The sequence below is a fragment of the Rhodococcus sp. C3V genome, from assembly GCF_029269915.1.
GTDB lineage: Bacteria > Actinomycetota > Actinomycetes > Mycobacteriales > Mycobacteriaceae > Rhodococcus_F > Rhodococcus_F qingshengii.
In genome coordinates, this window is the sequence record NZ_JARJBE010000015.1 from 44464 (window position 1) to 70814 (window position 26351).

Here is a 26351-nt window from a genome sequence, read left to right on the forward strand (position 1 = left end):
ACTACGAGACCGGCTTGTCGAGGCCCTGCGCCGTCACCCACGCCTTGGCCGCCGCTGCCGGCTCCGTCTTGGTGTCGCCGGACACCTGGACGTTGAGTGCCAACAACTCTTCGGTGGTGAGCTTGGCGGACACCGCATCGAGGACTGTCTTCAACTTGTCGGAAGACTTCGACGCGCGCAGCACCGGCACCACGTTCTGAGCCGGGAAATTGTTCTTCGGGTCTTCGAGAACCACGAAGTTGTTCTCCGGGATGGAGGCCGACGTCGTGAAGATGTTTGCCGCGGTGATGTCACCGGAGGAGAGAGCCTTCACGGTTGCCGGTCCACCGCCGTCGGCGATCGGAACGAAGTTGGCTGCCGAGATGTCGAGGCCGTAATTGGACTTCAAACCGGGCAATCCGGCTGGACGTTCCTGGAACTCGGCCGGAGCACCGAACTTGACCTCGGCGGAATGCGGAGCCAGATCGGCGATCGTCTTCAGGTTCCACTTGTCAGCGGTTTCCTTCGTGACGACGACGGCGTCCTTGTCCTCGGCGGATGCAGGCGTCGCAATTGCCAATTCCGACCCGAGAGCTGCGGGAAGAGCAGCGAGGACGTCAGCGGAGCTGGTGGCCGTGCTGTCGGGATCCAAGTACTGCAGGAGATTTCCCGTGTAATCCGGAATGACACTGATGGACCCGTCCTTGAGTGCCGGAATGTACGCCTCGCGGCTGCCGACGTTGAACGACGTGGACACATCGAACCCGTTGACACGCAGTGCTTCGGCGTAGATGTTGGCGATCGTCTCGGATTCGGTGAAGTTGGCGGAGCCGACGACGATCGCGTTGGGATCGCTGTTGGAGTCACCGTCGCTGCTACCGCACGCTGTCAGTGCGGTCAGAGAGACAACGGTTGCCGCGGCTACGAGCCAACGGTTGGAACGAAATCGTGAGGTGCGCATGAGCGTCCTTCCGGTTTTTCGGGCGTCCCGTGTTTCGGGCGTCGGAAACCATTCCCTTATGGCGAAGCCACCCGAGTGACTTCGACGGCGCCGCCACCGAGTGGCTGCGTCAGGACTGGTTACCGCGCATCGCCCGACAAGTGTAACGATAGGTACCGACATGGCACGGTTTTCGATCCATGGGATTGGATGTGAGGATTTCGGTGAAGAGCACACGCACGAAGTATTCGACTGTTGTTGCAGCACTGATGGTCCTGCCGATTCTCAGCGGATGCGCAAACGGTGATTCGGTGGTAGAGGGTGCCGAAGCGGAGTCTCGTGACCAGATCGTGGTGGCTGCTGACGCATCGGTGGAGAGTTCGGTGTTGGCCGAGGTGTATTCGACGGTGCTCTCCTCCTCCGGCCTGTCGGCTCGCGTCGAATCGGTGGGTGGTGGCCGAAACCAATCACTCGAGGCTCTGGACGCAGCGCGAGTCACTTTGGTGCCCGAGTTCACCGGCGCGCTGCTCGATCACTACGACCCGTCATCCCCGGCCCGCAAGGCCGACGACGTCTTCGAAGCCTTGAGTCGCTCTCTGCCGGAGGGTCTTTCGGTCTCCGACTATGCGATGGCCGAAGATCGTGCGGTCCTCGCACTCGACACCGGATACGCACAGTCGTTGGGAGCGAAGACGATAGAAGCCTTTGCTCCTTCGTGTGCCGCGGCGACGCCGCTCGTCTCCGCGAGATTCGTCGAGGACGGGGCAGTGGAACAGTTGGCCGAGGGCGCCGATTGTGTCTTCGCCGGTGTCGATCAGGCAACGCCGGCAGACGTACCCGGTGCACAAGTATTCGGAACCACGACGCTGTCGGCGTTGGCACAATCCGATGCCGTCACAGTGCTCGCTGATTCGAATCACGTTCTGGCTGCGCAGAATGTCGTTCCGCTCTTTCGAGCGGGCGCACTGGGAGATTCGGCTGTCAAGGCGCTCAGCGTCGTTGCCGGTGAACTGTCCACCACCGATCTCGCCGCAATGATCGAGCAGGTGCGGACCGGCAAGGCGTCAGCCTCGGAAGTCGCCCGCACCTGGTGGGACACCCGTCAGTGAGCGCTTGATCCCACTGCTGAACTCGAATCATCCTTGGCACGAATCAGTTTCGATGCGATGAACTGGCCGAGGTCGGAAACGGCGTCTGCTGCTTCCTTCACCAGTGACGCCTGTGCGTGAGCCACGTGCCAGAGTCTTGCGTACTCGACCAGGGACACATCGACGCCGGCAGCGGCGAGCTTGTCGGTGAACGTCATGATCTGCGGGTAGAGGACTTCCTCGGAACCGACGTGAATCCTGGTGGGTGGCAACCCGTCGAGCTTGCCGTGCATCGGTGCGTAGCCGGGATCAGTACGGTCGCCTCCGGCAAGGTAGGCGTCGGCGGCGTCGAAGGACCACGCTGTGTTGACCACCAGGTCGGCCTTTTTGGTAGCACCCCGATCGCCGGGATCGACCCACGGTGAGATCAGTGCAAGCGCGCCGGGGGTCACGCCGTGACGCTCGATCAGACGGATAGCGGTCGCCGCGGCCAGGCCGCCACCGGCCGAATCGCCGGCGATGGCAACGCGGTCTTCCGAATAGTCGAACTCGGTGACCAACTGCATGAAGGCTGAGACCGCGTCGTCGAGAGCGGCGGGATACGGATTCTCCGGCGCGAGACGGTAGTCCAAGGTGAAGACCGCACTGGACGACTCACGGGCGAGATGAGCTGCGAGAGAACGGTGTGTGGACAGCGAACCGAGCGTGTACGCCCCGCCATGCAGGTAGAGAACTGCAGTGGGGCGCTCGGTTGCGCCGACGGTGATCTTCTCTGCCGGTCGGCAAGCCAGCTCCAGCGGGTGCACGACGGCGCCCGCTGGAACCTGCTGTAGCGGTGCCCCGGCCTCGAGCAACAGACGTTGAATCCGATACGGCAGCCGCGAGTTGAAAGCCAGACGGAAGTACGGCTTCAACAATAATGCGACCACGGGCAGCGGAAGGGTGAACGTGCTCACCGGCAGGGCTCCTGACTCTTTATGCGAACTGCGCTGTGAAACGAACGGCGCTGTGAAACGAACTCAGCTGGACTTGGGCATCATTCGGCCGGCGACGATCGCGACGATGCGCTGGTAGCCCGATCCTACGAGGCGAACCCAGGCGTCGAGTGCGATTGCGTCCATCCCGATGAGAACTCGCGGCTTGCTCTTCCGAACACCGTTGACGATCGTCTTGGCGGCGTCCTCCGGTGTGGTGCGCGCGAGCTTGCGGTCGAAGAACTCGGAGAAGACCGCAAGATCTTCACCCGGGCCTGCGGTGGCGTTGCGTGCGATGGCGGTCTTGATTCCGCCCGGGTGCACACAGGTCACCTTCACCGGGTGCTTGGCGATCAGCATTTCCTGGCGAAGCGACTCGGTGAAACCGCGAACGGCGAACTTGGCCGAGTTGTAGGCGCTCTGACCCGGCATCGACAGCAGACCGAAGAGGCTCGACACGTTCACGATGTGCCCGTCGCCGGAGGCGATGACGTGGGGGAGGAATGCCTTGGTGCCGTTGACAACTCCCCAGAAGTCGACGTCCATGACACGTTCGAAGTCCTTGAATTCGGACTTCTCGAAAGTGCCGTGGTAGGCGATTCCGGCGTTGTTGTAGATCTGGTTGACCTTGCCGAAATGGGCGACAACCGCGTCGGCGTACTCGAGAACCGCTTCGCGCTGGGTGACGTCGAGATGGTCCGACTTCACCTCGGCGCCGATGGCTTCCACCAGACGCGTTGTCTCGGCGAGCCCGATGGTGTCCACGTCGGAGATTGCCAACTTGGCGCCCTGGCCGGCCAGGTTCAGTGCTAGTGCGCGACCGATGCCCGATCCCGCTCCGGTGATGACTACGACCTTGCCTGCAAAATCACTCATTGTGCTACTGCCTTCTCGTCGTCGAGGTCGATCTGTGAAGTGGTCGCGGTGCCGACGGCGCCGAGATCCGAGGTGGCGACGCTGCGGTATGCCGCGAGGTCGAAATGCTTGGTGGCATTGCGGAACTGGAAGGTGAAGCCAGGCCACAGGGTGGTGTTGTTTCCGTGCTTGTCCATGTACCAGCTGGCGCAACCGCCGTTGTTCCACACGCTCTTGGACATAGCTGCCTGCAGGTCCTTGTTGTACTTGTCCTGCTTGTCCTTGCGCACCTCGATGGTGCCGATGTCGTACTTGTCGATGGTGGCGATCGCGTCGACCAGGTAGTTGATCTGCGACTCGATCATGAAGACCATCGACGAATGTCCGAGGCCGGTGTTGGGTCCGACGAGGAAGAACATGTTGGGGAAGTTGGCAACTGCCGCGCCCTTGTATCCCTGCATGCCGGTCTCTTCGAAGACCTCGGCGAGCGAGCGTCCGTCCTTGCCGAAGATTCCCGCGAAGGTGGGGGAGTCGGTGACGTGGAATCCGGTCGCCACGACGATGGCATCGATCTCACGCGTGGTGCCGGTCTTCGAGACGATCCCGTTGGCGGTCACCTCTTCGATGCCTTCGGTCACCAGGTCGACATTCTCCTGGGCGAGGGTGGGGAAGTAGTTGTTCGAGATCAGCATGCGCTTGCAGCCGATCTGGAAGTTAGGCATGACCTTCTTACGAAGATCCTTGTCCTTGATCTGAGCCTTAAGGTGACGCTCGGCGGCGAACTGCAACGGCTTCATGAAGACCGGCGCCTTGGCCAGGCCGACGACCTGCGTCTCTCGCATCCAGTAGATACCGGTACGGCACAACTTCTGGAAGCCGGGAAGGTACTTGAACGCGAGGTGCTCGATCTTGGTGTACTCGCGGTCTGCGCGGGGCAGGATCCACGGCGCCGTGCGCTGGTACACGTCGAGATGCGAGACCTTCTTGCCGATGGCCGGCACGATCTGGATGGCCGAGGCGCCGGTTCCGATGACGGCCACACGCTTGCCGGTCAGATCGGCGTCGTGGTTCCAACGCGAGGAGTGGAAGATCTCGCCCTTGAAGCCGTCGATACCCTTGATGCCCGGAAGTGAAGGCTCACACAATGCGCCGACGGCCGAGACGACGATCTTTGCGACGAATTCGCCCTTGTTGGTGCTGACGTGCCACCGAGCAGACGCCTCGTCCCAGCGTGCGGAGAGAACGTCGCAGTCGAAGATGTGCTTGTCGAGCACCTTGTGGCGGTTGGCCACCGACTGGATGTACTTGTAGATCTCGGGCTGAGTGGAGAAGGAGCGCGTCCACTCCGGATTGAGTGCAAAAGAGTACGAGTACAAATGCGACGGCACGTCACACGCGGCGCCCGGGTAGCTGTTGTCACGCCAGGTTCCGCCGACGTCGTTGCCGCGCTCGAGAACGACGTAGTCCGTGATGCCGGCCTGTGCCAGTTTGATCGCCGCACCGAGACCGGCGAAACCACTGCCGATGATCAGTGTGCCGACGTGGCGAGTATCCGCGGCAGGTGCTGAGGTATCTGTAACTGGAAGACTCATGTAGGGAACGATATGCCTTTATTGAGTCACGGTCAATAGCTTATTGACGAATATTCAGTAGTCTATTGGGCATGGACGCAGTAAAGCGAACGCGGCTCGACCCTGCGCAGCGCCGAGCGCAACTCATCGACCTCGGGGCGCGGATGCTGGCCGAACGGCCGCTCGAACAGATTTCCGTCGAGGACATCGCCGATCAGGCTGGTGTCTCGCGGGGGCTTCTGTTCCACTACTTCGCGTCGAAAAGCGAGTTCCATCTGGCGATCGTCCGACACAGCAGTGAACAGATGCTCCAGCGCACCGAACCGAGCGAGTCGGACGATCCGATGCTCACCCTCCGCTCGGTGCTGGCGTCGTACGTCGACTACGTGACCGAGAACCGCAATACCTACGTCTCGCTGCTCCGGGGGACCGCCAGCGGGGATCCGCAGATGCGTGAGGTGTTCGAGCAGACTCGCGACATCATGGCCAAGAGAACCCTCGATCAGCTCCCCAAGATCGGCCTGACTCGAACACCTCAGGTGGAGTTGGCCGTTCGCGGTTGGATCGCGTTTGTCGAGGAAGCCACCATCAGTTGGCTCCGAGCGCCCGCCATCACCCGCGAGGAACTGATCGACCTGACGGTTCAGTCGTTACCTGCGTTGGCACTGGCCGCCGTCGGCTTCGATGCCGGGCCGGATCTGGGTCTGCTGCAATCGAATTGACGTGAACGCAGAAAGGCCGGGCCCCACACTCCTTGCGGAATGTGGGGCCCGGCCCTTGTCAAATTACTGAGATCAGTTGGTCGGCAGGAACGCCTCGTCCAAGATCTCCTGCTGCTCCACCGCGTGGACCTTGCTCGATCCCGAAGAGGGAGCGGACATCGGACGACGCGAGATGCGCTTGATACCGGTCAAGGTCTCCGGCAGAAGGTCCGGCAGAGCCAGCCCGAGGAACGGCCACGCACCCTGGTTTGCGGGCTCTTCCTGGACCCAACGGAACTGATCCGCATTCGGGTAACGGTCCAGGGTCTCCTTGAGGCGACGCTTCGGCACGGGGTAGAGCTGCTCCATGCGCACGATGGCGATGTCGTCACGCTCGTCCTTGTGCTTCTTCGCCAGGAGTTCCCAGTACAGCTTGCCGCTGACCAGCAGAACCCGCTTGACCGATTCGCGTGCGCTTTCGCCGCTCTCGTATGCCGGCTCCTCGAAGACTGAACGGAACTTGCCCGTCGTGAAGTCCTCGACGTTGCTGACGGCAGCCTTGTTACGCAGCATCGACTTGGGCGTGAAAACCACCAGCGGACGGCGGATGCCGTCGAGGTGATGGCGACGCAGCAGGTGGAAGTAGCTGGCCGGAGTCGACGGAACCGCAACGGTCATCGAGCCTTCTGCACACAGCTGAAGGAAACGCTCGATGCGACCGGAGGTGTGGTCCGGACCCTGACCCTCGTGACCGTGCGGCAGGAGCAGCACGACGTCGGAGAGCTGACCCCACTTGGCCTCACCCGAAGAGATGAACTCGTCGATGATGGTCTGCGCGCCGTTGACGAAGTCACCGAACTGCGCTTCCCACAGGACCAGAGCGTCGGGGTTACCGACCGAGTAGCCGTACTCGAAGCCCAGACCTGCGTACTCGGTGAGTGCGGAGTCGTAGACCATGAACTTGCCGCCGTTTTCGGCGTCGGCAGCGATCTTGGCGATCGGGCTGTACTCGTTGCCGGTCTTGCGGTCGATGAGGACCGAGTGACGCTGCGTGAACGTTCCTCGCTTGGAGTCCTGACCCGCGAGGCGGATCAAGGCACCCTGCTCGGCCAACGAGCCGAACGCGAGCAATTCTGCGAACGCCCAGTCGACATGTCCCTCACGGGCCATCTCGCGGCGCTTCTCGGCAACCGGCTTGACGCGCGGGTGAACGGTGAAGCCGTCGGGGACGTTGACGAACGCATCACCGATGCGCTCGAGGACCTCGGGAGCGACAGCCGTGGTCAGGCGAGCCGGGGGAGTCTGGTCGAGTTCGACGGACTCGGACGGTTCGGGCTGGAACTTCTCGAGTTCACGGACCTCGTTGAAGACCCGCTCGAGCTGGCCCTGGTAGTCGCGAAGTGCGTCTTCGGCTTCCTTGAGCGAGATGTCACCGCGGCCGATGAGGGACTCGGTGTAGCTCTTACGAACGCTGCGCTTGGTGTCGATGACGTCGTACATGGCCGGCTGGGTCATCGACGGGTCGTCGCCCTCGTTGTGACCGCGACGGCGGTAGCAGATGAGGTCGATGACAACGTCCTTGCCGAACTTCTCACGGAAGTCGACGGCCAGCTGAGCAACCCAGACGCAAGCCTCGGGGTCGTCGCCGTTGACGTGGAAGACCGGTGCGGCGATCATCTTCGCGACGTCGGTGCAGTACTCGGACGAGCGTGAATGTTCCGGAGCGGTGGTGAAGCCGACCTGGTTGTTCACGACGATGTGCACGGTGCCACCGGTGCGGTAACCGCGAAGCAGCGAGAGGTTGAGCGTCTCGGCGACAACGCCCTGACCGGCGAATGCAGCGTCACCGTGCAGCATGAGCGGCAGGACGGTGAAGCCTTCTTCACCCTTGTCGAGGATGTCCTGCTTGGCGCGGACCAGGCCTTCGAGAACCGGGTCGACGGCCTCGAGGTGCGACGGGTTTGCGGTCAAGGAGACAGCGATGTCGTTGTCACCGAACATCTGGATGTACGTTCCGCTGGCACCCAGGTGGTACTTCACGTCGCCGGAGCCGTGAGCGGCTGCCGGGTTCATGTTGCCCTCGAACTCCGTGAAGATCTTGGAGTACGGCTTGCCGACGATGTTGGCAAGCACGTTGAGACGGCCACGGTGCGGCATGCCGATGACGACCTCGTCGAGCTGGTGCTCGGCGGCCTGGTCGATCACGGCGTCCATCATCGGGATGACGGCTTCGGCGCCTTCGAGCGAGAAGCGCTTCTGGCCGACGTACTTGGTCTGCAGGAACGTCTCGAAGGCCTCGGCGGCGTTGAGCTTGCTCAGGATGTACTTCTGCTGAGCGACCGAAGGCTTGGCGTGATGGCCCTCGACGCGGTCCTGGATCCACTGACGCTGATCCGTCTCGAGGATGTGCGTGTACTCGACGCCGACGTGGCGGCAGTACGCGTCGCGCAGCACGCTCAACACGTCGCGCAGCTTCATCTTCTCTTGACCGTGGAAGCCGCCGACCTTGAACTCACGGTCCAGATCCCACAGCGTCAGGCCGTGGCTGATGACGTCGAGGTCGGGGTGGCTGTGGAACTTGTCCTTGACGAACTGCAACGGGTCCGTGTCGGCCATGAGGTGGCCGCGGTCACGGTATGCAGCGATCAGTTCGAGAACGCGGGTGTTCTTGTCGACAGCGCCTTCCGGCACGTCCTTGCGCCAACGCACCGGCTCGTACGGGTTGCCGAGCGCGTGGAAGATCTCGTCGTAGAACTCGTCGCTGATCAGCAGGTTGTGGATCGTGCGCAGGAAATCGCCCGACTCGGCACCCTGGATGATGCGGTGATCGTAGGTCGAGGTGAGAGTCATCAACTTGCCGACGCCCATCTCGGCCAGCTTCTCGTCGCTGGCGCCCTGGAACTCGGCGGGGTATTCCATCGCGCCGGCACCGATGATGGCGCCCTGGCCCTTCATCAGGCGAGGAACGGAGTGAACCGTGCCGATACCGCCCGGGTTGGTCAGCGAAATGGTGACGCCGGTGAAGTCTTCGCCGGTGAGCTTGCCTTCACGGGCGCGTCGGACGATGTCCTCGTACGCCGCGTGGAACTGGACGAAGTTCATCGACTCGGTGTTCCGGATGGCGGCAACTACCAGTGAGCGGTTGCCGTCCTTTCCGGGAAGGTCGATCGCGAGTCCGAGATTGGTGTGCTCGGGCGTGACCGCGTTCGGCTTGCCGTCGATTTCGGCGAAGTGCCGGTTCATGTTGGGGAACGCGTTGACTGCCTGGACGATCGCGTAACCCAAGAGGTGGGTGAACGAGATCTTGCCGCCGCGGGTACGCGCGAGGTGGTTGTTGATGACGATGCGGTTGTCGAACATCAGCTTCGCGGGGATGGCACGCACGCTGGTTGCAGTCGGGATCTCGAGCGAGAGCGACATGTTCTTGACGACTGCGGCTGCGGCGCCGCGGAGAACCTTGGTTTCCTCGGCTCCGCCGGCAGGGGCGGGCTTCGCAGTAGCGGCCGCGGGCTTGGCTGCTGCGGGCTGGGCCGGGGCGGCCTTGGCGGCGGGCGCTGCCGTCTTCGCGGGGGCCGGAGCGGCAGCCTTGGCAGCCGGCGCAGGAGGTGCGGTCTTGGGGGCGGGAGGCGTGGCCTTGGGAGCAGCAGGCGGAGCTACAACAGCGGCGGGTGCAGCCGCGTTGCCGTTCGAGGCAGTCCCGTTTCCACCTCCCGTGTTCGCCGAGTCCGGCGAGTAATCGGTCAAGAATTCGTGCCAACTGGGATCCACGGACGACGGATCGTCCTGGAAGCGTTGGTACATCTCGTCAACCAGCCACTGGTTCTGTCCGAATTGGGATGTAGAACTGCTGCTCACGGCAGGTGTTCGCCTCGTTTCTATTTCGGTACCCGATCAGAGCGCCTATATACATGAGATTAGCCCGAGCGTGTGACGAGCAATTGTGCGGCACACAATTTGTGAGCTGTCTCACGGAAGTCCGTGATCTTGCGATCGCGCACTACCTCTCGGCGGTACAAATCCGTGCCGACTGTCACGCGACGGGGTTGCCTTCGATGACAGTTCTCGACGTCAGATTATTCCCCTCACGCGCCTGCGATGCATCCCAGAGTCCCGAGTAGTGACCACCGGCATACCGCAGAACATCGTGCGGGCCGTATTCAACGATACGTCCCCGGTCAACTACGACAACGAGGTCCGCTCGGGCAGCTGTCGCGAGGCGGTGAGCTACGACGACGGAAGTCCGTTTCCGGGTGACCGACCGACTTGCTTCGAGCACCATTCGTTCGGTCGCGGGATCGAGCGTCGCGGTCGCCTCGTCGAGGAGCAGAAGGTCCGGGTCGACGAGTTCGGCACGGGCCAATGCGATCAGTTGGCGTTGGCCCGCCGAGAGCCCCTGGCCGCGCTCGCCGACGGGATGATTCATGCCTCCACGCATGTCGGCTATCGAATTCAGTGCGCCGACGGAACGTGCCGCTTCCTCGATCTCCGCGTGCGACGCCGACGGCCTGCCGTACGCGATGTTGTCGGCGACCGTGCCGGTGAACAGATGGGCTTCTTGTGGGACCACGCCGAGGCGACGTCGGTACTGCGAGAGGTGGAAGTTCCGGATGTCGGTTCCGTCCACGTCGACCGATCCGGACGTCGGGTCGTAGAAGCGGGCGAGCAACTTCACGACCGTCGACTTCCCGGCACCGGTTCGGCCGACCAGAGCGACGGTCGTGCCCGGCGGGATTTGCAGATCGAAATCGGAGAGGGCGTCGACGTCCGCACCCGAGTACCGGAACCCGACCCCGTCGAGATGGACGGCGCCGTCGAGTCGTCCGGAGATCGCGATCAAATCCTCGCTGTCGGCAGTCTCGATCGAACTGCGAGTGCGCAGCAGGTCGCCGATTCGTTGCAATCCGACGTTTGCCTGTTGGTAACCATCGAACACTTGTGAGAGTTGCTGAATCGGTCCGAACAGCAGACCGAGGTAGAGCACGAAAGCGATCAGTACGCCGGGCGACGTCGATCCGTTGGCGATCTGGTGCGCACCGACGAACACGACCGCGGCCAACGCGAGGTCGGACAGGAACGAAATGAAAGGGAAGTAGATCGAAATGGCTCGCTGCGACCGCATCCGCGATCGGCGGTAGCTCTCGGAGCGTTCTGCGAACCTACGCGCCGCACCTTCTTCGCGGCGGTAGGCCTGAGCCGCTCGCAGACCGGCGATGTTCTCCTGGAAGTCGGCATTGACGAGCGAGATCCGTTCGCGGGACTGGCTGTAGGCAACCGAGGAGATCTTGCGGAAGATCACGGTCGCAACCACGAGCGGTGGGATGACGGCCAGCGCCACCAGGCCGAGCGTCACGTCGGTCGCCAGGAGGGCGATCGAAATTCCGCCGACGGTCAGGACGCTCACGATCGCCGTCGACATACCGGTTTGGATGAACGACGAGAGCGCGTCGACGTCGGTGGTCATACGCGTCATGATGCGGCCGGACAATTCCCGTTCGTAGTAGTCCAGACCCAGGCGCTGCAGGTGTGCATAGCTGCGTACGCGGAGCCCGAACAACACGCGTTCGCCGGCCCGGGCGGTGAGCACCGTCATGACCGCGACGACGACCCAGTCCGCTGCGACCAGGAGCGCGCCGAATGCCGTCGCTATCCAGAGCGTGCTGCTGTCCGCGGTCACGACTCCGTGGTCGATCGCGTATCTGACGAGGGAGGGAAATGCGATCGCCGCTGCGGAGTCCAGGGCAAGGCACACGACAACCGCCAGTAGAACCCAGCGGACCGGCCTCAAAATCTGTCGTAGTGAGAACTGTGGATTCGATTCGCGCAGGCTCTCAGGAGCGATTCCGGGGTCTTCGCGTGCGGGTGGGAGAGCGTCGACTGCTGCCCGCAGAGACGGAGTCACCGCGATTCCGCTGAGCGCTCCGGCCATCGGTCCGCCGGCACTCTGCGCCGAAGCGGTAGTGCTGTCGGCTTCGGATTCCGGAGCCTGCGGCCACAGCTGCTCGGCTGTGGGCTCGCGGCGTTGATGTCCGAAAGCGTCAGGGCCGGCCTCGTCGATTTCGGCGGATAGTTCCGGCGGCGAGGAGAACAGGGCGCGAAAGAGCGGACATCGCGCTTCCAGCTCGTCCACGGTTCCGGAGTCGATGATCCGTCCGCCGTCGAGAACCGCGACGCGATCTGCCAGCGTCAAGGTGGATCGCCGGTGCGCGAGGATCAGCGTGGTTTGCCGTCGTCTGGCCCGGAACGCGTCGAAGATCGCAGCCTCGGTTGCCGCATCGACCGCGGAGGTGGCGTCGTCGAGGACCAAAATCCGCGGGTCGACGAGGAGGGCTCGGGCAAGCGCGATGCGCTGACGCTGGCCGCCCGACAGCGTCAGACCTCGTTCACCGACAACGGTGTCGTATCCGTCCGGGAGTGCCTCGATGAAGGTGTCTGCCTGTGCCAATGCAGCTGCGGCGCGGATGTCCTCGTCGGAGGCGTCCTCGCGCCCCAGTGCGATGTTGGCGGCGATGGTGTCCGAGAACAGGAAAGGTTCGTCGAAGACCAGGCTGACGGCGGCACGAAGCTGTTCTGTGCGCAGTTCGCCGATGGGGAACGTCTCGCCCGCGGTATCGACGGTCACTACACCCGAAGTCGGGGCGTAGAACCGGGGGAGAAGCAAGGACAACGCGGTCTTGCCCGACGCGGCCGGCCCCACGACGGCGACGGTCTCGCCCGGTTCTATGCGGAGGTTCAGCCCGGTCAGGACGTCGCGTTCGGTGTCGAATCCGAATGCCACGTCGTCGAAGGTGACTCCGAGAGGACCGTCGGGCAGGTCCACCGGATGGTCTGGATCGGCGATGTCCGGCTGAGCGTTGATGACGTCGTAGACACGCTCGACAGCGGCGCGCGCCAGCTGCGCCATGACGATGACCGACGACAGAGTTCGGGTGACGCCGGTCATCGTCACGATGTAGGTGGCGAACGCGAGAAACGTTCCCACGGTGATCTTGTCGTGCAGTGCGAGATACCCGCCGAGGGCGATCACTCCCACCTGCCCCAGCTGGGGCAAGGCGGCCATGGTCGGCGCGAATTTCGCGTTCAACCACGCGGCGCGAAGACGCTCCGAATACAGCGTGCGGCTGTGCTTTTCGAGTTGGTCGACGGCTCGTTGTTCCTGCCCGAATCCCTTGACGACGCGCACGCCCGTGACGGTTTCCTCGACATGTTGGGCGAGGTCGGCGGCCCGCTGCTGCGCGGACCATGTTGCGGCGAAGAGCATCGGTCGCATCAGGAACACCACCAGCCCGACTGCGGGGATGACGGCGACAGCGACGAGAGTCAACAGCGGCGAGAGCCACGCCATGATGCCGATCGCGAGCACGAATTGCAGGAGCGCACCCGCGGACATGGGCACCATCGCGAGCAAACCCTGGACGAGTTGTAGATCGGTGATGGACCGGGATACCACCTGGCCTGTGCGGATCTGATCCTGCCCGCGTCCGTCGAGGCGTTGCAGCGAGCCGAGCAGGGCGAGCCGCAAGTCGTGTTGAACATCGAGCGAGAGTCGGCCGGCAAGCATCCGTCGGCCGTACTGGCACGCGAAGCGCACGACCGCGAGCAGCGCGATCGCCAGCGCGACGAACCCGATCACCTTGCCTGGGTTCTCCTGGCTTGCGGCGTCGAGCGCATAGCGGGTCAGAAGAGGAAACGAGATGTCGATCGCCGAAGCGATGACGGTCACCAGAAGCGCGCCGATGGCAACTCTTCGGTGCAACCAGCATGCGTGCGCCAAGCGGCGGATCCAGCCCGGAGCTCGATCGACCTCTCCAGCTACCGGACTGTCCGTGTTGATCGTGTTCATCGAGATCCACGGTAGACCCGGCCCCAGACAGCCTTTTCAGGTGATGTCGCGGGTCCTGGTCCGCAGCCAACCGAGCCCGCAGAACAGAACCACCCAAGCTGCCAGCATCATCGGGCCGCTCGGCCAGGACGCAAACGCGTCGACGTCGATCGACGGGGCCGCATTGATGATCGTGCCGATCGTGGCCGACACCGGAAGCGCGGCCCCGACCCCGCCGAGATCCATCGCGAGCAGCACTGCGCGGACGATCCATTCACCGAAGACGAACCACAGGATGACCGAGAGGGCACCGGCCATCGACGAACCGGTGAGCAGTGCCACCCCGGCGCCGAGCAGTGCCCACAGAGCGCACGCCAGAATGCCTGCGGCGCAGATGGCGAAGAGATCGGTGGTGAAGCTGAAGTCCCGGCCGAAGAGCAACATCGCGCCGATGCTGACTACTTCGACCGCCAACGCGTAGCCGACGGCGAATACCGCGACGACGGCAAGTTTTGCGCCGAGAACTCCGTCACGGCCGCGAGCTGTGAGGAACGTCGTGGTGAGAGTTTTGTAGCCGAATTCGGATCCGGCGGTGAGTGCTCCGAAGACAGCCGCGAACACCAGGACAAGCGTGTTGGAGACACCGAGGCTGACGCCGGTGGACACGACATCGACGTCGAAGGTGGTGTCTGCCGAATCGGCCACGGCTTCGACGAACGTCCTGGTGGAGGCAGCAATCAGCACGGCCACGACGACCGGTGCGATGGCCAGTGCCCACCAGTAGCGCAGGGTGAGAACTTTGAGTGTCTCCGCGCGCACGAGCGTGGTCATCGGTGTCCTCCGGAAGGTCCGTATGCGGCAGGGCCGTAATAGCCCGGTCCGGAACCGGGACCGGGTGGGCGGTGGTATCCGACCTGGGGAACCGCGTACTGCGGTGTTGTCATCGCGAGGAACAGTTGCTCGAGATCTGCGCCTTCGGTTGCGACGCCGAAGATCGTGACACCGGCGGCGGATGCCACCGGTGGGAGCACCGACGTGTCGGTGCCGCCCACGGCGAGCCGTCCGTCCTGCGTGATCTGGGCGTCGATGATTCCGCGAGCGGCCAATGCCGTGGCGAGGAGCGCTGGGTTGGAACACGAGACGAGCAGTCGACTGCGCTGCGAGCGGCGAAGTTCGTCCATGGTCCCTTGGTAGACGAGTGAGCCGGCGCTGACGATGACCACGCTGTCGACGGTCGCTTCCACTTCACGAAGCGCGTGACTCGAGATCAGAACCGTTCGGCCGGAACCGGCGAAGGTCTGCAGGAACTGACGAAGCCACGCCATGCCCTCGGGGTCGAGTCCGTTCGCGGGTTCGTCGAGCACGAGGATCTCGGGATCACCGAGCATCGCGGTGGCAAGGATCAGGCGTTGGCGCATCCCGAGCGAGAAGGTGCCGGTCTTGTGGGCTCCGACCGATCTCAGACCGACCATGTCCAGCACCTGCGCCGCGCGCTGAGTCGGCATGCCGATAGCGGCCGCGTAGATCTCGAGGTGTCCGAGGGCCGTTCGTTTCGGATGGAGACTGCCGACGTCGAGTACTGCGCCGACGGTCCGAGCCGGGTTTGGCAGCAAACGCATCGGGGTGCCGTTGATCGTGGCCGATCCCGACGTCGGTGACACCAGTCCGAGGAGCATCCGCAACGTGGTCGTCTTGCCCGAACCGTTCGGACCGAGAAACCCGGTGATCGAGCCCGCCTGAACGTCGAAGCTCAGGTCGTTGACCGCGCGCGCCGCCTTGAACGTCTTCGTCAACCCACGAATCTCGATGGGGGCAGAGAAGGATCCCATTGCGGTGTTCGTCAATGCTGCTCCCGGGTCGGCGGCGAATACGTGATGCGAGCCTACGGCCCGGACAGCTATCTGCGGATGGCCCGGCGTGTCTCCGTCTGGGGAAGCACTGCGGCATCGTCGGCAGGCATCACGATCAGGTGGTCGGTCCACCTGGCCGGTGCCGGTCCGAAGGCTTCGCGCGCATTCTTGACGACGCCCTTGCCGATTGCACGGTTGCCTGCACCGCCGATGACCGCACCGATTCCGGCCGGAACGAGCTTGCCGAGGATCAGTGCGCTGCGCTTCGCGGCGTACTTGGTCACGAATTTCCGCACGAGGGTGCTGTTCATTCCCCTCATCGTGGGTCCGGGAATCTTGCTCGTGATTGCCGTTCCCCAATTCTTGGCTGTGATTCCGGTGGCCTTCTGCACGATCTCCATACCGGATTCGCCGAGGGCGACTGCCAGGACCAGGGCACGTCGTTGCTGGTGATCCTGTACGGAGATTCCATGCACTGACGCAATTGCCAACGTCAGCAGCGCTGACGCCTCGAGGAAGAAAGCCGATTCCGCACCGACGGCAGCGATGGACGCGACCGTTCCGACGCCCGGCACGGCGGCGGTGGCGCCGACGGCACTGCCGCTTCCGGTCACGGCGAGAATGAACATCTTCTCCATCCGCTCGACGATCTGAGCAGGTGACTCGTCGGGGTGGGCCTTACGGACATGGTTGACGTATTTGGCCACTGCGGGCGCTTGCAGGCGGCTTCCGTTGTCGAGAACGGAAACGAGGACCTTCTCGATACGCCCGCTGTCGTTGTTCGTCGACTTGCTCATTGCTGCCCCTCCACAGTTGTCCTCCTCTGAAGCGAGGTGGACCGTATCTCGAGAATAGGTGAAGTTTTCGCTGGCGGCGGTGATCACCGGGGCCATAGGCTCGTACGAGACTCGGTTTTCTTCGTGAGTTTTCCCAGGCAGGAGTTCGAGTGTTATGACCGCCACTTCGGAATCTCGTTCGACGACCATCTGGCCGACGCTGCGCTACCTCGACGCCCGTGCGGCAATCCACTTTCTGGTGAGCACCTTCGGTTTCGTGGAGAAGGCCGTCTACGGAGAGGGAGACGTGGTGGACCACGCCCAACTCGACTGGCCGGGCGGTGGCGGCATCATGTTGGGTTCGCCGCGCACCGATTCTGCGATCGCCGGCCTGCCGCCTGGAATCGGTTCGGTGTACATCGTCGTGGACGACGCGGACGCCGCCGATGCACTCCACGAACGCGCTGTCGCGGCGGGCGCCACGATCACGCAGGGATTGCGCGACGAGGACTACGGTTCGCGGGGGTTCACCTGCCGTGATCCCGAAGGTGTGTACTGGAGTTTCGGCACGTACGCAGGGGAGTAGCCCCCGCGACCCACCTGGTGGCCCAGTGCTCTGCCGGAACCACTTCCGACGGGATGGGCGGATGAGGTGGTGTGCCGTCCCCGAACGGTCGGCCACCCAACTGTTCGCGTCCGTGCGGTTCGAGCCAGTGTGTCAATTCCGGTCCCTTGGACACGATTCCGGAGGGATTGATCTCGGAATGCACGATGTAGTAGTGCGCTTTGATCTGTGTGAAGTCGATGGTGTCACCGAATCCGGGGGTTTGGAACAGATCGCGCGCGTAGTCCCACAGCACCGGCATCTCGCTGAGTTTGCTTCTGTTGCACTTGAAGTGGCCGTGATAGACGGGATCGAACCGCGCCAGCGTGGTGAACAGGCGCACATCGGCTTCGGTGATGGTGTCGCCCACCAGGAAACGTTGCCGGGCAAGACGTTCGGTGAGCCAGTCGAGGCGAGCGAACAGCGTGTTGTATGCCTCGTCGTACGCCTGCTGTGAACCGGCGAAACCGCAGCGGTAGACGCCGTTGTTGACGTCGCGAAAAACGTACTCGGCCACTTCGTCGATTTCGTTTCGCAGAGGCTCCGGGTACAGATCCGGTGCGCCTTCGCGGTGGTACTTCTTCCATTGCGTCGAGAAGTCGAGGGTGATCTGTGGGTAGTCGTTCGTGATCACCTTGCCCGTGGCGATCTCCACCATGGCGGGCACCGTGATTCCCCTGGGGTAGTGGGGATCTCGGGCGAAGTATGCGTCCTGCAGTCGCGGGATCTTCAGTACGGGATCGACGCCGCCCGGGTCGAGATCGAAAGTCCAGCTTCGCTTGTCGTGAACCGGACCGCAGATGCCCATCGACAGTACGTCTTCGAGGCCGAGCAGGCGGCGGACGATGATGGCGCGGTTTGCCCACGGGCAGGCACGTGCCACGATCAACCGGTATCGCCCGGGTTCGACGGGGTAACCGTCGCGGCCGTCCTCGGTGATCCGGGTCGGGATGTAGTTGGTGTCGCGTTTGAATTCACGACCCTCTTCGACGAATGTCGGTTCGCTCGCGCCGTCTTCCGTACTCATCTGCGGTCCCTCTCGTTCGAGTGTCAACTGGGCAGGTGCACGTGTACCCGAGCGTATGCCCCCAGAACGTCGAATTTGGCTTTACGTGGAAGCGTCGCTCCGATCGCACTGCCGCGACTTGTGCGTAGCTGCGGGATCAATCCGGAATCGAGAGCGTCCTCCGCAGCGAGAAGCGTTACTGCGCAGCCGATTCCGTGACGGCGATGCGCTGGAGCAGTCAGGGTCGTGAGATCTGCCACGAATCCCTGAAATTCGGAGTATGCCGCGCATCCGAGCACCTCGGCGGAATCGGTGAGGGCGGTGAACCACCGCGTCCGGTTCCCGAGGTCGGCTGTGGTGCTGTCGTCGGGTGGGCACAGCGCAGCGACGGCGAGGGCGTCGTCGATGTCGTGGGAAATCAGTAGTTGCTCGTCGGGCGGCGCGTCCGTGTAGTCGCCGAGGAAAGCGAGATCGACGGGGCCGGTGATTCTGCCGCCGTGATCGCCGGCGATCTCGAGCAGACGCGCCGGTTGCAGCAGGGCGTCGACGGAGATGTCCTCGGTGCGCTCGATGAACCACTGCGGCCCGACGATCGCACCTGAGCCTGCCAGATCGAGAACGTGGATGTCGTCGCCGACGACGCGGGCCGTGTGTGCCGGCCGAAGTGCCGAGTCGCCGAGGCCCAGTTCACGTGCCCAAGCGAGTCGGATGATGTCGAGGTGATGTTCGTCCACTCGCTACAGGCTAGTCCGATTCGAACGGGTTGATCGAGATGGACAGAGGTCGTATATTCCATCTGGACTATTTCAGGTGGAATAGTCAAGAAATAGTCAATTGCGGCTTGTCAGGGAGGGGGACTCATGGGTGACGTGTCACTGACGCCTCTGGGAATTACCGTTCTGGGCCTGCTGTCCGAGCGTTCGATGCATCCGTACGAGATGTATCAACTGGCCTCGGTTCGCCGGGGCGATCAGTTGGTGAAGATCAAGCCGGGATCGCTCTATCACACGGTTTCCCGGTTGGAGAAGCAGGAACTTCTGGCTTCGATCGGGACCGATCGTGAGGGCAACCGGCCCGAACGGACGACGTACGAGATCACCGCCCGGGGCCGTGAGGCCCTCGAGCATCAACTACGTGAGATGTTGGCGGTTCCGGTGCGGGAGTATCCGCGGTTGCCGCTCGCGCTCGCCGAAATGCACAACCTCTCCGCGTCCACCGCGTGTCAGATGCTTCGAATTCGTCTCGCGCACCTCGACAAGACGATCGCGAAATTCGAGGCCGACTACGAAGCGCTGAAGGCGGCGGAAAAACCACGAATCTTCACGGTGGGCGCGGACTACGCCCACGCACTGACCGTCGCCGAAAGAGAGTGGATCGGCGCGTTGGTGACTGACATCGAGAGCGGCGAAATGCCCTGGCTCTCACAAGAACTTCTCGACCGGCTGGCCGGCTCCGCAGGCTCGTCCGCACTACCTAAGGACTGAAGATGGAAAAGCAGGTCAATCCCTGGCACGCGCTGTGGGCGCTGTGTATCGGGTTCTTCATGATTCTGGTGGACAGCACCATCGTCGCTGTCGCCAACCCTGCGATCATGGAGGACCTCGGCACCGACATCAACAAGGTCGTCTGGGTCACCAGCGCGTACCTACTGGCGTACGCGGTGCCGCTGCTCGTCACCGGCCGGCTCGGTGACAGGTTCGGACCGAAGAACCTGTACATGATCGGCCTCGTACTGTTCACCGGCGCTTCACTGTGGTGTGGTCTGTCCGGCAGCGTCGAGATGCTCATCGTGGCAAGAGCTTTCCAGGGTCTGGGCGCCGCAATGATGACGCCTCAGACGATGGCCGTCATCACACGCACGTTCGCGCCGAACAAGCGTGGCGCCGCAATGGGCCTGTGGGGCGCGGTTGCCGGTGTTGCGACGCTGGTCGGTCCGCTTGCCGGTGGTGTGTTGGTCGACAATCTCGGCTGGGAATGGATCTTCATCGTCAACGTCCCGGTCGGTGTCATCGCCTTCCTCCTCGCGTGGAAGCTTGTTCCGTCGTTGCCGACCAGCGAGCACAAGTTCGACATCCCCGGCGTGATTCTCAGCGCCGCAGGCATGTTCCTGCTCGTGTTCGGAATCCAGGAAGGCAGTTCGTACGACTGGAACGGATTCGTCTGGAGCCTGATCGGCGCCGGTGTGGTGTTGCTCGCGGTGTTCGTGTTCTACCAGTCGCGCAACAAGAACGAGCCCTTGCTCCCACTCGAACTCTTCAAGGACCGCAACTTCTCGCTCGCCAACGTCGCGATCACCGCGATGGGCTTCGCGATCACGTCGATGGTCCTTCCGCTGATGTTCTACACCCAGGCAGTTCGCGGACTCTCCCCGACGCAGTCGGCGCTCCTCCTCGTTCCGATGGCCGTGCTGACCGGCATTTTTGCGCCGATCATCGGCAAGCTCGTCGACAAGACGCATCCGCGCTACATCGCGGGCACCGGCTTCCTGCTGTTCGCGATCGCCCTGGGCTGGCTCGCACTGGTGATGTCTCCCGACGTCGCGATCTGGGAACTGCTCCTGCCGATCGGCCTGATCGGCTTCGCCAACGCATGCATCTGGTCACCGCTCGCGGCCACCGCCACACACAACCTGCCTCCGATGCAGGCCGGCGCCGGCGCCGGCGTCTACAACACCACCCGGCAGGTGGGTGCGGTTCTCGGCAGTGCCGCGATCGGAGCACTGATCACCGCACGATTGGCGGCTCAGGGTCTGACCGGCGGCAGTTCCGAAGCCGGAGTGGGTCACCTACCCGAGTTCGTCCGTGAACCGTTCAGCACGGCGATGTCGGAGTCGATTTGGCTGCCCGCAGGCGTGCTGCTCATCGGCTTCGTCGCTTCGGTGTGCTTCGCTCGGCCTCTGCGCGGCGACGCACACGACGACGCGATGGCCGTCAGTGCCGAAGCGCGTCGGGAAACATCACTGCACGATTGAGATAGTCGCTCGGGTCCAGGGCTCGCTTGATCGCCCACATCGTGGCTATGTCCTCCGCAGAGAGGGCCAGGTCCAGATAGTTGCGTTTGAGCGAGCCCACCCCGTGCTCGGAACTGACGTTTCCGCCGTGATCGCGAACCAGTTCGAGGACGCTGCGGTACACGGTGTCGGCGTTCGGGCAGTTCAGGACGTTGAGGTGGATATTTCCCTCGGCGACATGTCCGAAGAGGATCGGAATTGCCTCGGGGGCACGACTCGCGATCACCGCCGCGGCGTCCTCGGCGAAGGTGGCAAGCGAGTCCAGCGGAAGCGCCGCGTCGAATTTCAGTGGGGGACCGAACAGTCCGACCACTTCGGCGAAACACTCCCGCGCCGCCCACAAACGCGTCGAGCCGGGATCGTCGACCGCCACGGCCGGGGTCTCCGGTGGGTCGATGCGTTCGAGCAGCTCGGCCAGGTCTTCCAGCGGATCGTGGGCCGCGGACACCTCGGCGAGCAGGTACCACGCCCGCCCCGTCGGCACCGCAGCGTTCAAATGGCGTGCGGCCAGTTCGAGACCGCGCCCGTCCAACAATTCGAGTGCGTCGACCCCGTCGAGAGTGCGCAACGTGCGCCCCGCGTCCACGACGTCTTGCAGTCTGTCGAAACCGGTCAGCGTCGTGACCCGGTGAGTCGGTACCCGACGTAGTTTCAGATCGACCGCCGTGACAACACCAAGAGTTCCCTCGCTGCCCACCCACAGTGCGGGCAGGTTGTATCCGGAATTGTCGGACAACACTTTCGGTGACCGGCGCACCGTGGTCCCGTCGGGGAGCACCACCTCGAGGCCGAGCACCTGTTCGGCCATGTTCCCGTATCGAACCGTGTGCAGCCCACCGGCATTGGTGGAGACCATGCCGCCGATCGTCGCTGTATCCCGAGAAGCTATGTCCACCCCGAATTTCAGGCGGGCGGCGGCGGCCGCCGAATGTACCTGCGCGAGTGTCGCTCCCGCACCGACGGCGATCCGACCGGCGGCAACATCGACTTCGCCGATCGCCTCGAGGCGTTCGGTGGAGAGCAGGACGTCGTCGTGCTCGGGCACCGTCCCGGCGACCAGACCGGTTCGCCCGCCCTGAACGGTGACCGGTACGCCGCGCGAGCGGCACACGTTCAGCACTGCCGAGACTTCGGCGGTATTTCCGGGTCGGACCAGAGCGCTGGCGCGCCCGCTGTAGCGCCCTGTCTGGTCGGTGGAACGGGTCGCCAATACGTCGGCGTCGTCGACGACGAACCGGTGTCCCACAACGTCCGCGAGTGCATTTCTCAGACCGTCCACCCGACGATCGTAGGCCGGTTCGATGTGGCAGTGTGGCGGCATGACTGCTCCCGAATCGCATCCCACCCGCCTCGAGCGCTTCACCACCGATGGTGGTGCCGAGGTGGCTGTCCTGACGTTCGCGCACGGACCACTCAATCTGTTCGATCAGGCCATGTTCGACGCCGTCATCGCCGATGTTGCAGCGCTGACCGAAAACCCACCGCGCGCTGTGCTTCTGCGCGCCGAGGGCAAGGTCAACTCGGCCGGCGTCGACGTCCATGTGTTCGACGGACTGAACCCGGAGCAGGGAGCGGAATTGTGGCGCGAACTGTTCGCCCAGATCTGCCATCCGCTCGAGGCGTTGCCGTGCCCGGTCATCTACGCGGCGCACGGGCTGACGCTGACTGCTGCCTTCGAGATCTCCTTGGCCTGCGACATCATCCTCGCGGCGCCGAAGGCGAAGTTCGGACTGGTCGAGACAGTGGTCGGTCTGACGCCGTCCATGGGTGGACCGCAGCGTTTGGCCGAGCGCGCCGGTTCCGGACGGGCTCGGGAGTTGGTCATGACCGGCGATCTCTACGACGCCGCAACTCTGCACTCGTGGGGCGTCGTCAATGCCGTTCACGACGATGTCGATGCTGCGGCGCGTGCCCTGGCGGCCCGGTTGGCGGACGGGCCCACGCGAGCCCACGATGCCACCAAGCAGATCGTGGCGGCCTGGCGTTCCGGCGGGATCGCCCACGCGGATTCGGTGACTCCCGGGGTGTCCGGTGCGCTGTTCGCCACCGATGACCTACGCGGCGCTGTCCGCAGTTTCCTCGAGGTCGGACCGGGCAAAGCGGTCTACTCCGGAAAGTAAGTTTGCGACGATTATCGCCAGAGACCTCCACGAACTGTGATCCACGTCATATAGTCGAATGGCCGGTGGGTTGTCAGTGACGTGGAGGTATCGATGCGGTCGACGCTTGTGGAATACCCGTGTTCGACTCAGCTCCTCGCCGACGCCCGTGTCACCCGTGCGGGTGACGGGGTGCTTCGGTACAGCCAACTCGACCCGTCGCTGTCCGAACTCCTTGATATCGCCGTTCATCGATTCTCCTCACGCATCGCGGTGGAGGAGGTCGACGGCGAGCAGGTCACCTTCGCGGAGTTGTGGGCCGAGGCGTCGCGGGTCGCAGGTGGGCTGAAGTCGCGAGGCGTCGAGATCGGTGACCGTGTGGCCATTCGCGTCGCCGCCGGGGTGAGGTGGATGGAGGCGTGCCTCGGCGTCATTCTCGCCGGCGGTGTTCCAGTCTCCGTGGGTGTTCATCTGAGCGACGACGCGGCGGACTTCGTCATCGCGGACAGTGGCTCGGTGTTGGTGCTCGACGGGGAACTCCCACACGGTGTTCCGTTCATCGACGACGGTGCCGCCCCGGAGGAGATGGCGATCCTCGCGTACACCGCCGATTCTTCGGGTGAAATGCTGGGCGTCGAGTTGAGCAACGAGAACGTGCTCTCCGCCATCGTCGGCATTCTGCACTCGCGCGATTACGGCGTCGAAGGTGTGCGCAATCTGTTGGTGGACAATGACTTCAAGTCGGTACGGCAATTCGTGCACGTGCTCGCGACGTTGGTGGTCGGTGGAACGGTGGTCCTCGCCGGCGACTTCTGGCGTGAGAGTGTGCATACCGTCGACATCGTGACCGGGCGGCCCGAGGACCTGCTCGAGCCACGGTTGCTCACCCTTGGACCGGCGGCGCGTGCCGGTTCGAGGTCGGTTCAGTGGATCGATTGCAGCGGGTCGCCGATCACGGCCGAACAGGAATCCAAGCTGCTGACCCTGTTCCCGGCCGCTCGGCATGTGATCGGGTGGGGCAAAACCGAGACCTGTGGGGCTGGTCTCATTCTGCCAACCGAGTCGGCGCCCACCCACCTCGGAAGCGTCGGAATCGCTTTCGGTGGAATGGAAGTGGCGTTGTACGGCCCGGATGCTCCAGGTGGTTTCGGTGAGTTGCTGTGCCGTGGACCGAGTGTCACGCGTCGGTATTGGAACTCGCCGCAAGCGACCTCGACGAGGTTCACCCAGGGGTGGTTCTGCACTCACGACACCGCGCAGATCGACCCCGATGGCTTCGTCCGTATTGTCGAACGCAACGTCGCGTAGTCACGCGAGCGTGGTCGACAAACGAGAGGGACATCATGGCGGACGAGGTTCTCACCGAGCGGCGCGGGCGGACACTGATCATCACCATCAACCGGCCCGAGGCGCGTAACGCCATCAACTCGGCGGTCAGTCACGCATTGGCCGCTGCGGTCGAAGAGCTCGATGCGGACGACGATCTGTCCTTGGCGGTGCTGACAGGGGCCGGCGGAAACTTCTGTGCCGGTATGGATCTGAAGGCATTCGTGGCCGGCGAGAACGTACTCGTGCCGGGACGCGGTCTCGGATTCACGGAAGGGCCGCCGCGTAAGCCGATCATTTCGGCGGTCGAGGGCTTCGCGTTGGCAGGCGGCACGGAACTCGTGCTTGCCACCGACCTGGTGGTCGCGTCGTCCGAAGCGAAGTTCGGTATCCCGGAGGTCAAGCGAGGGCTGGTCGCAGGTGGAGGCGGATTGTTGCGCCTGCCCAAGCGGATTCCGTACCAGAAGGCATTGGAACTGGCCCTGACCGGTGACAGTTTCACAGCCGAGGAGGCCTACCGCTACGGCTTCGTGAACACGTTGACCGAGCCGGGTAAGGCGCTCGAAGGCGCGCTGGAGCTGGCTGATCGCATCACCCGCAACGGACCGCTCGCGGTTGCGGTCACCAAGGAGATCGTCGTCAAGGCCGGCGGTTGGTCCGACGACGAAGCTTTCGCGAAGCAGTTGCAGGTCATGGCGCCGGTGTTCGCGTCCGAAGATGCACGCGAGGGCGCGACGGCGTTCGCCGAGAAGCGCGCCCCGGTCTGGAAGGGGCGGTAACACCGACATGGCTACACCTGTCGCAGAGCTGCACATGCACATCGAGGGTTCTCTGGAACCCGAACAGATTTACCGACTTGCCGAGCGCAATCGAATGGACTTGCCGTACAAGGACATCGACGATCTGAAGTCGAGGTACGAGTTCACCGATCTGCAGTCGTTCCTCGATCTCTACTTCGCCAACATGGCCGTCCTGCGCACCGCGGAGGATTTTGCCGACCTGACGCGAGCGTACTTCCGCCGCGCGGCTGCCGCCGGCGTCGCGCATGCCGAGTTCTTCTTCAATCCACAGGCGCACGTGGTCCGTGGTGTTCCGCTGACCGAGGTCCTGGACGGGATCATGGATGCGGTGGCATCGAGTGAGCGCGAGTTCGGGCTCAGCAGCGCGGCAATCGCCGCCATCCTCCGAGATCAGCCCGTCAAGGACGCCGAGGAGATCTTCTCCGAGATAATTCGCCTGCAGGCTCCGATCGTCGGGCTCGGACTCGACTCCGCGGAGGTCGGCAACCCGCCGTCACTGTTCGAGGACGTGTTCGCCCGCGCGCGTGCCGAGGGTTTGCACGTTGTGGCTCACGCCGGTGAAGAGGGACCGCCCGAGTACATCTGGCAGGCGCTCGACATTCTCGGCGCCGAGCGGATCGACCACGGAGTCCGGGCACTCGAGGATCCTGCCCTGATCGAGCGTCTGGTCGACGAGGAGATTCCACTGACGGTCTGCCCGTTGTCGAACGTTCGTCTGCGGGTGTTCGATTCGCTGTCGGATCATCCGCTTCGATCGATGCTCGAGATGGGTTTGATCGTCACGGTCAACTCCGACGACCCGGCCTACTTCGGGGGATATGTCGACGACAATTTCACCGAACTGGGCCGAGCCCTGGGTCTGACGGAGGCCGAGCGAGACACCCTCGCCCGGAACTCGATCAAGGCCTCGTTTGCGAGCGATGCGCGAAAAGCGGAACTGCTGCGGCACTGAC

The 26351-nt window shown here is 63.5% G+C and carries 20 protein-coding genes and 1 pseudogene; 9 read left to right on the forward strand and 12 right to left on the reverse strand.

Translation table 11 applies throughout. The features are described from left to right. Position 1 precedes the first annotated feature (1 nt). Positions 2 to 940, reverse strand: a complete 939-nt coding sequence (locus P3G66_RS27965) for an ABC transporter substrate-binding protein (protein WP_003945094.1) — start codon at positions 938 to 940, stop codon at positions 2 to 4. A gap of 203 nt (positions 941 to 1143) precedes the next feature. Here P3G66_RS27965 and P3G66_RS27970 point away from each other — a divergent pair, with 203 nt between their 5' ends. After that, entirely contained in the window at positions 1144 to 2028 is an 885-nt protein-coding gene (locus P3G66_RS27970; protein WP_116058296.1) for an ABC transporter substrate-binding protein, read from the forward strand. Here P3G66_RS27970 and P3G66_RS27975 read toward each other — a convergent pair. From P3G66_RS27975 to P3G66_RS27985, 3 genes are all read right to left on the reverse strand, one after another. Next, complete coding sequence (locus P3G66_RS27975; RefSeq protein WP_276117402.1) at positions 2022 to 2963, reverse strand: alpha/beta hydrolase fold domain-containing protein; 942 nt, start codon at positions 2961 to 2963, stop codon at positions 2022 to 2024. The genes P3G66_RS27970 and P3G66_RS27975 overlap by 7 nt on opposite strands. A gap of 63 nt (positions 2964 to 3026) precedes the next feature. Continuing rightward, positions 3027 to 3857: an SDR family NAD(P)-dependent oxidoreductase gene (locus P3G66_RS27980; RefSeq protein ID WP_007736128.1), complete on the reverse strand. Its 831-nt coding sequence runs from the start codon at positions 3855 to 3857 to the stop codon at positions 3027 to 3029. Next, the gene (locus P3G66_RS27985; RefSeq protein WP_276117403.1) at positions 3854 to 5428 is read right to left on the reverse strand and encodes an NAD(P)/FAD-dependent oxidoreductase; all 1575 of its coding nucleotides are present in this window, start codon (positions 5426 to 5428) and stop codon (positions 3854 to 3856) included. The genes P3G66_RS27980 and P3G66_RS27985 overlap by 4 nt, the downstream gene beginning before the upstream one ends. Before the next feature lie 71 nt (positions 5429 to 5499). Between P3G66_RS27985 and P3G66_RS27990 the strand changes: the two genes are divergently transcribed. Then, positions 5500 to 6129, forward strand: a complete 630-nt coding sequence (locus tag P3G66_RS27990; RefSeq protein WP_007736130.1) for a TetR/AcrR family transcriptional regulator — start codon at positions 5500 to 5502, stop codon at positions 6127 to 6129. A 72-nt stretch (positions 6130 to 6201) separates the two neighbouring features. On the opposite strand, the gene P3G66_RS27995 is transcribed toward P3G66_RS27990, so the two are convergent. The 5 genes from P3G66_RS27995 to P3G66_RS28015 form a co-directional block, all read right to left on the reverse strand. Then, positions 6202 to 9963, reverse strand: coding sequence for a multifunctional oxoglutarate decarboxylase/oxoglutarate dehydrogenase thiamine pyrophosphate-binding subunit/dihydrolipoyllysine-residue succinyltransferase subunit (locus P3G66_RS27995; protein ID WP_047268983.1), 3762 nt, complete (start codon positions 9961 to 9963; stop codon positions 6202 to 6204). A 175-nt stretch (positions 9964 to 10138) separates the two neighbouring features. Further along, the gene (locus P3G66_RS28000; RefSeq protein ID WP_276117404.1) at positions 10139 to 13948 is read right to left on the reverse strand and encodes an ABC transporter ATP-binding protein; all 3810 of its coding nucleotides are present in this window, start codon (positions 13946 to 13948) and stop codon (positions 10139 to 10141) included. A 36-nt stretch (positions 13949 to 13984) separates the two neighbouring features. Then, entirely contained in the window at positions 13985 to 14758 is a 774-nt protein-coding gene (locus P3G66_RS28005) for an ABC transporter permease (protein WP_007736136.1), read from the reverse strand. After that, positions 14755 to 15756 carry an ATP-binding cassette domain-containing protein gene (locus P3G66_RS28010; RefSeq protein ID WP_030536929.1) on the reverse strand — a complete coding sequence of 334 codons (1002 nt, stop codon included), beginning with the start codon at positions 15754 to 15756 and terminating at the stop codon, positions 14755 to 14757. Before P3G66_RS28010 ends, P3G66_RS28005 begins: the two co-directional genes overlap by 4 nt. A 68-nt stretch (positions 15757 to 15824) precedes the next feature. Continuing rightward, complete coding sequence (locus P3G66_RS28015; RefSeq protein WP_003945111.1) at positions 15825 to 16574, reverse strand: hypothetical protein; 750 nt, start codon at positions 16572 to 16574, stop codon at positions 15825 to 15827. Between the two features lie 154 nt (positions 16575 to 16728). Between P3G66_RS28015 and P3G66_RS28020 the strand changes: the two genes are divergently transcribed. Then, positions 16729 to 17139, forward strand: coding sequence for a VOC family protein (locus P3G66_RS28020; protein WP_003945129.1), 411 nt, complete (start codon positions 16729 to 16731; stop codon positions 17137 to 17139). A gap of 19 nt (positions 17140 to 17158) precedes the next feature. On the opposite strand, the pseudogene P3G66_RS28025 reads toward P3G66_RS28020, so the two are convergent. After that, positions 17159 to 18184, reverse strand: a pseudogene (locus tag P3G66_RS28025) (glutathione S-transferase C-terminal domain-containing protein); the annotation flags it as partial. 23 nt (positions 18185 to 18207) lie between these two features. After that, the gene (locus P3G66_RS28030; protein WP_007736143.1) at positions 18208 to 18897 is read right to left on the reverse strand and encodes a hypothetical protein; all 690 of its coding nucleotides are present in this window, start codon (positions 18895 to 18897) and stop codon (positions 18208 to 18210) included. Positions 18898 to 19023: 126 nt separating this feature from the next. Here P3G66_RS28030 and P3G66_RS28035 point away from each other — a divergent pair, with 126 nt between their 5' ends. Together P3G66_RS28035 and P3G66_RS28040 are read left to right on the forward strand one after the other, a co-directional pair. Next, positions 19024 to 19647, forward strand: a complete 624-nt coding sequence (locus tag P3G66_RS28035) for a PadR family transcriptional regulator (RefSeq protein ID WP_007736146.1) — start codon at positions 19024 to 19026, stop codon at positions 19645 to 19647. A 2-nt stretch (positions 19648 to 19649) separates the two neighbouring features. After that, on the forward strand, positions 19650 to 21134 hold the full coding sequence (locus tag P3G66_RS28040; protein WP_003945132.1) for a DHA2 family efflux MFS transporter permease subunit: 1485 nt from the start codon (positions 19650 to 19652) through the stop codon (positions 21132 to 21134). Here P3G66_RS28040 and P3G66_RS28045 read toward each other — a convergent pair. Next, positions 21094 to 22494: an FAD-binding oxidoreductase gene (locus P3G66_RS28045; RefSeq protein ID WP_276117407.1), complete on the reverse strand. Its 1401-nt coding sequence runs from the start codon at positions 22492 to 22494 to the stop codon at positions 21094 to 21096. The genes P3G66_RS28040 and P3G66_RS28045 overlap by 41 nt on opposite strands. On the opposite strand from P3G66_RS28045, the gene P3G66_RS28050 reads away from it, so the two are divergent. From P3G66_RS28050 to P3G66_RS28065, 4 genes are all read left to right on the forward strand, one after another. After that, positions 22493 to 23293, forward strand: coding sequence for an enoyl-CoA hydratase/isomerase family protein (locus P3G66_RS28050; protein WP_007736151.1), 801 nt, complete (start codon positions 22493 to 22495; stop codon positions 23291 to 23293). The genes P3G66_RS28045 and P3G66_RS28050 overlap by 2 nt on opposite strands. Before the next feature lie 93 nt (positions 23294 to 23386). After that, positions 23387 to 24580, forward strand: coding sequence for an AMP-binding protein (locus P3G66_RS28055; protein ID WP_030536925.1), 1194 nt, complete (start codon positions 23387 to 23389; stop codon positions 24578 to 24580). Between the two features lie 35 nt (positions 24581 to 24615). Continuing rightward, positions 24616 to 25377, forward strand: a complete 762-nt coding sequence (locus tag P3G66_RS28060) for a crotonase/enoyl-CoA hydratase family protein (RefSeq protein WP_276117408.1) — start codon at positions 24616 to 24618, stop codon at positions 25375 to 25377. A gap of 7 nt (positions 25378 to 25384) precedes the next feature. Then, on the forward strand, positions 25385 to 26350 hold the full coding sequence (locus P3G66_RS28065) for an adenosine deaminase (RefSeq protein WP_003945144.1): 966 nt from the start codon (positions 25385 to 25387) through the stop codon (positions 26348 to 26350). Position 26351 lies beyond the last annotated feature (1 nt).

Coding starts and splice junctions, on each gene's coding strand:
- P3G66_RS27965 (WP_003945094.1), bottom strand. CDS start 940: ATGCGCACCTCACGATTTCGTTCCAACCGTTGGCTCGTAGCCGCGGCA.
- P3G66_RS27980 (WP_007736128.1), bottom strand. CDS start 3,857: ATGAGTGATTTTGCAGGCAAGGTCGTAGTCATCACCGGAGCGGGATCG.
- P3G66_RS27985 (WP_276117403.1), bottom strand. CDS start 5,428: ATGAGTCTTCCAGTTACAGATACCTCAGCACCTGCCGCGGATACTCGC.
- P3G66_RS27990 (WP_007736130.1), top strand. CDS start 5,500: ATGGACGCAGTAAAGCGAACGCGGCTCGACCCTGCGCAGCGCCGAGCG.
- P3G66_RS28000 (WP_276117404.1), bottom strand. CDS start 13,948: ATGAACACGATCAACACGGACAGTCCGGTAGCTGGAGAGGTCGATCGA.
- P3G66_RS28005 (WP_007736136.1), bottom strand. CDS start 14,758: ATGACCACGCTCGTGCGCGCGGAGACACTCAAAGTTCTCACCCTGCGC.
- P3G66_RS28010 (WP_030536929.1), bottom strand. CDS start 15,756: ATGGGATCCTTCTCTGCCCCCATCGAGATTCGTGGGTTGACGAAGACG.
- P3G66_RS28015 (WP_003945111.1), bottom strand. CDS start 16,574: ATGAGCAAGTCGACGAACAACGACAGCGGGCGTATCGAGAAGGTCCTC.
- P3G66_RS28020 (WP_003945129.1), top strand. CDS start 16,729: ATGACCGCCACTTCGGAATCTCGTTCGACGACCATCTGGCCGACGCTG.
- P3G66_RS28035 (WP_007736146.1), top strand. CDS start 19,024: ATGGGTGACGTGTCACTGACGCCTCTGGGAATTACCGTTCTGGGCCTG.
- P3G66_RS28040 (WP_003945132.1), top strand. CDS start 19,650: ATGGAAAAGCAGGTCAATCCCTGGCACGCGCTGTGGGCGCTGTGTATC.
- P3G66_RS28050 (WP_007736151.1), top strand. CDS start 22,493: ATGACTGCTCCCGAATCGCATCCCACCCGCCTCGAGCGCTTCACCACC.
- P3G66_RS28045 (WP_276117407.1), bottom strand. CDS start 22,494: ATGCCGCCACACTGCCACATCGAACCGGCCTACGATCGTCGGGTGGAC.
- P3G66_RS28055 (WP_030536925.1), top strand. CDS start 23,387: ATGCGGTCGACGCTTGTGGAATACCCGTGTTCGACTCAGCTCCTCGCC.
- P3G66_RS28060 (WP_276117408.1), top strand. CDS start 24,616: ATGGCGGACGAGGTTCTCACCGAGCGGCGCGGGCGGACACTGATCATC.
- P3G66_RS28065 (WP_003945144.1), top strand. CDS start 25,385: ATGGCTACACCTGTCGCAGAGCTGCACATGCACATCGAGGGTTCTCTG.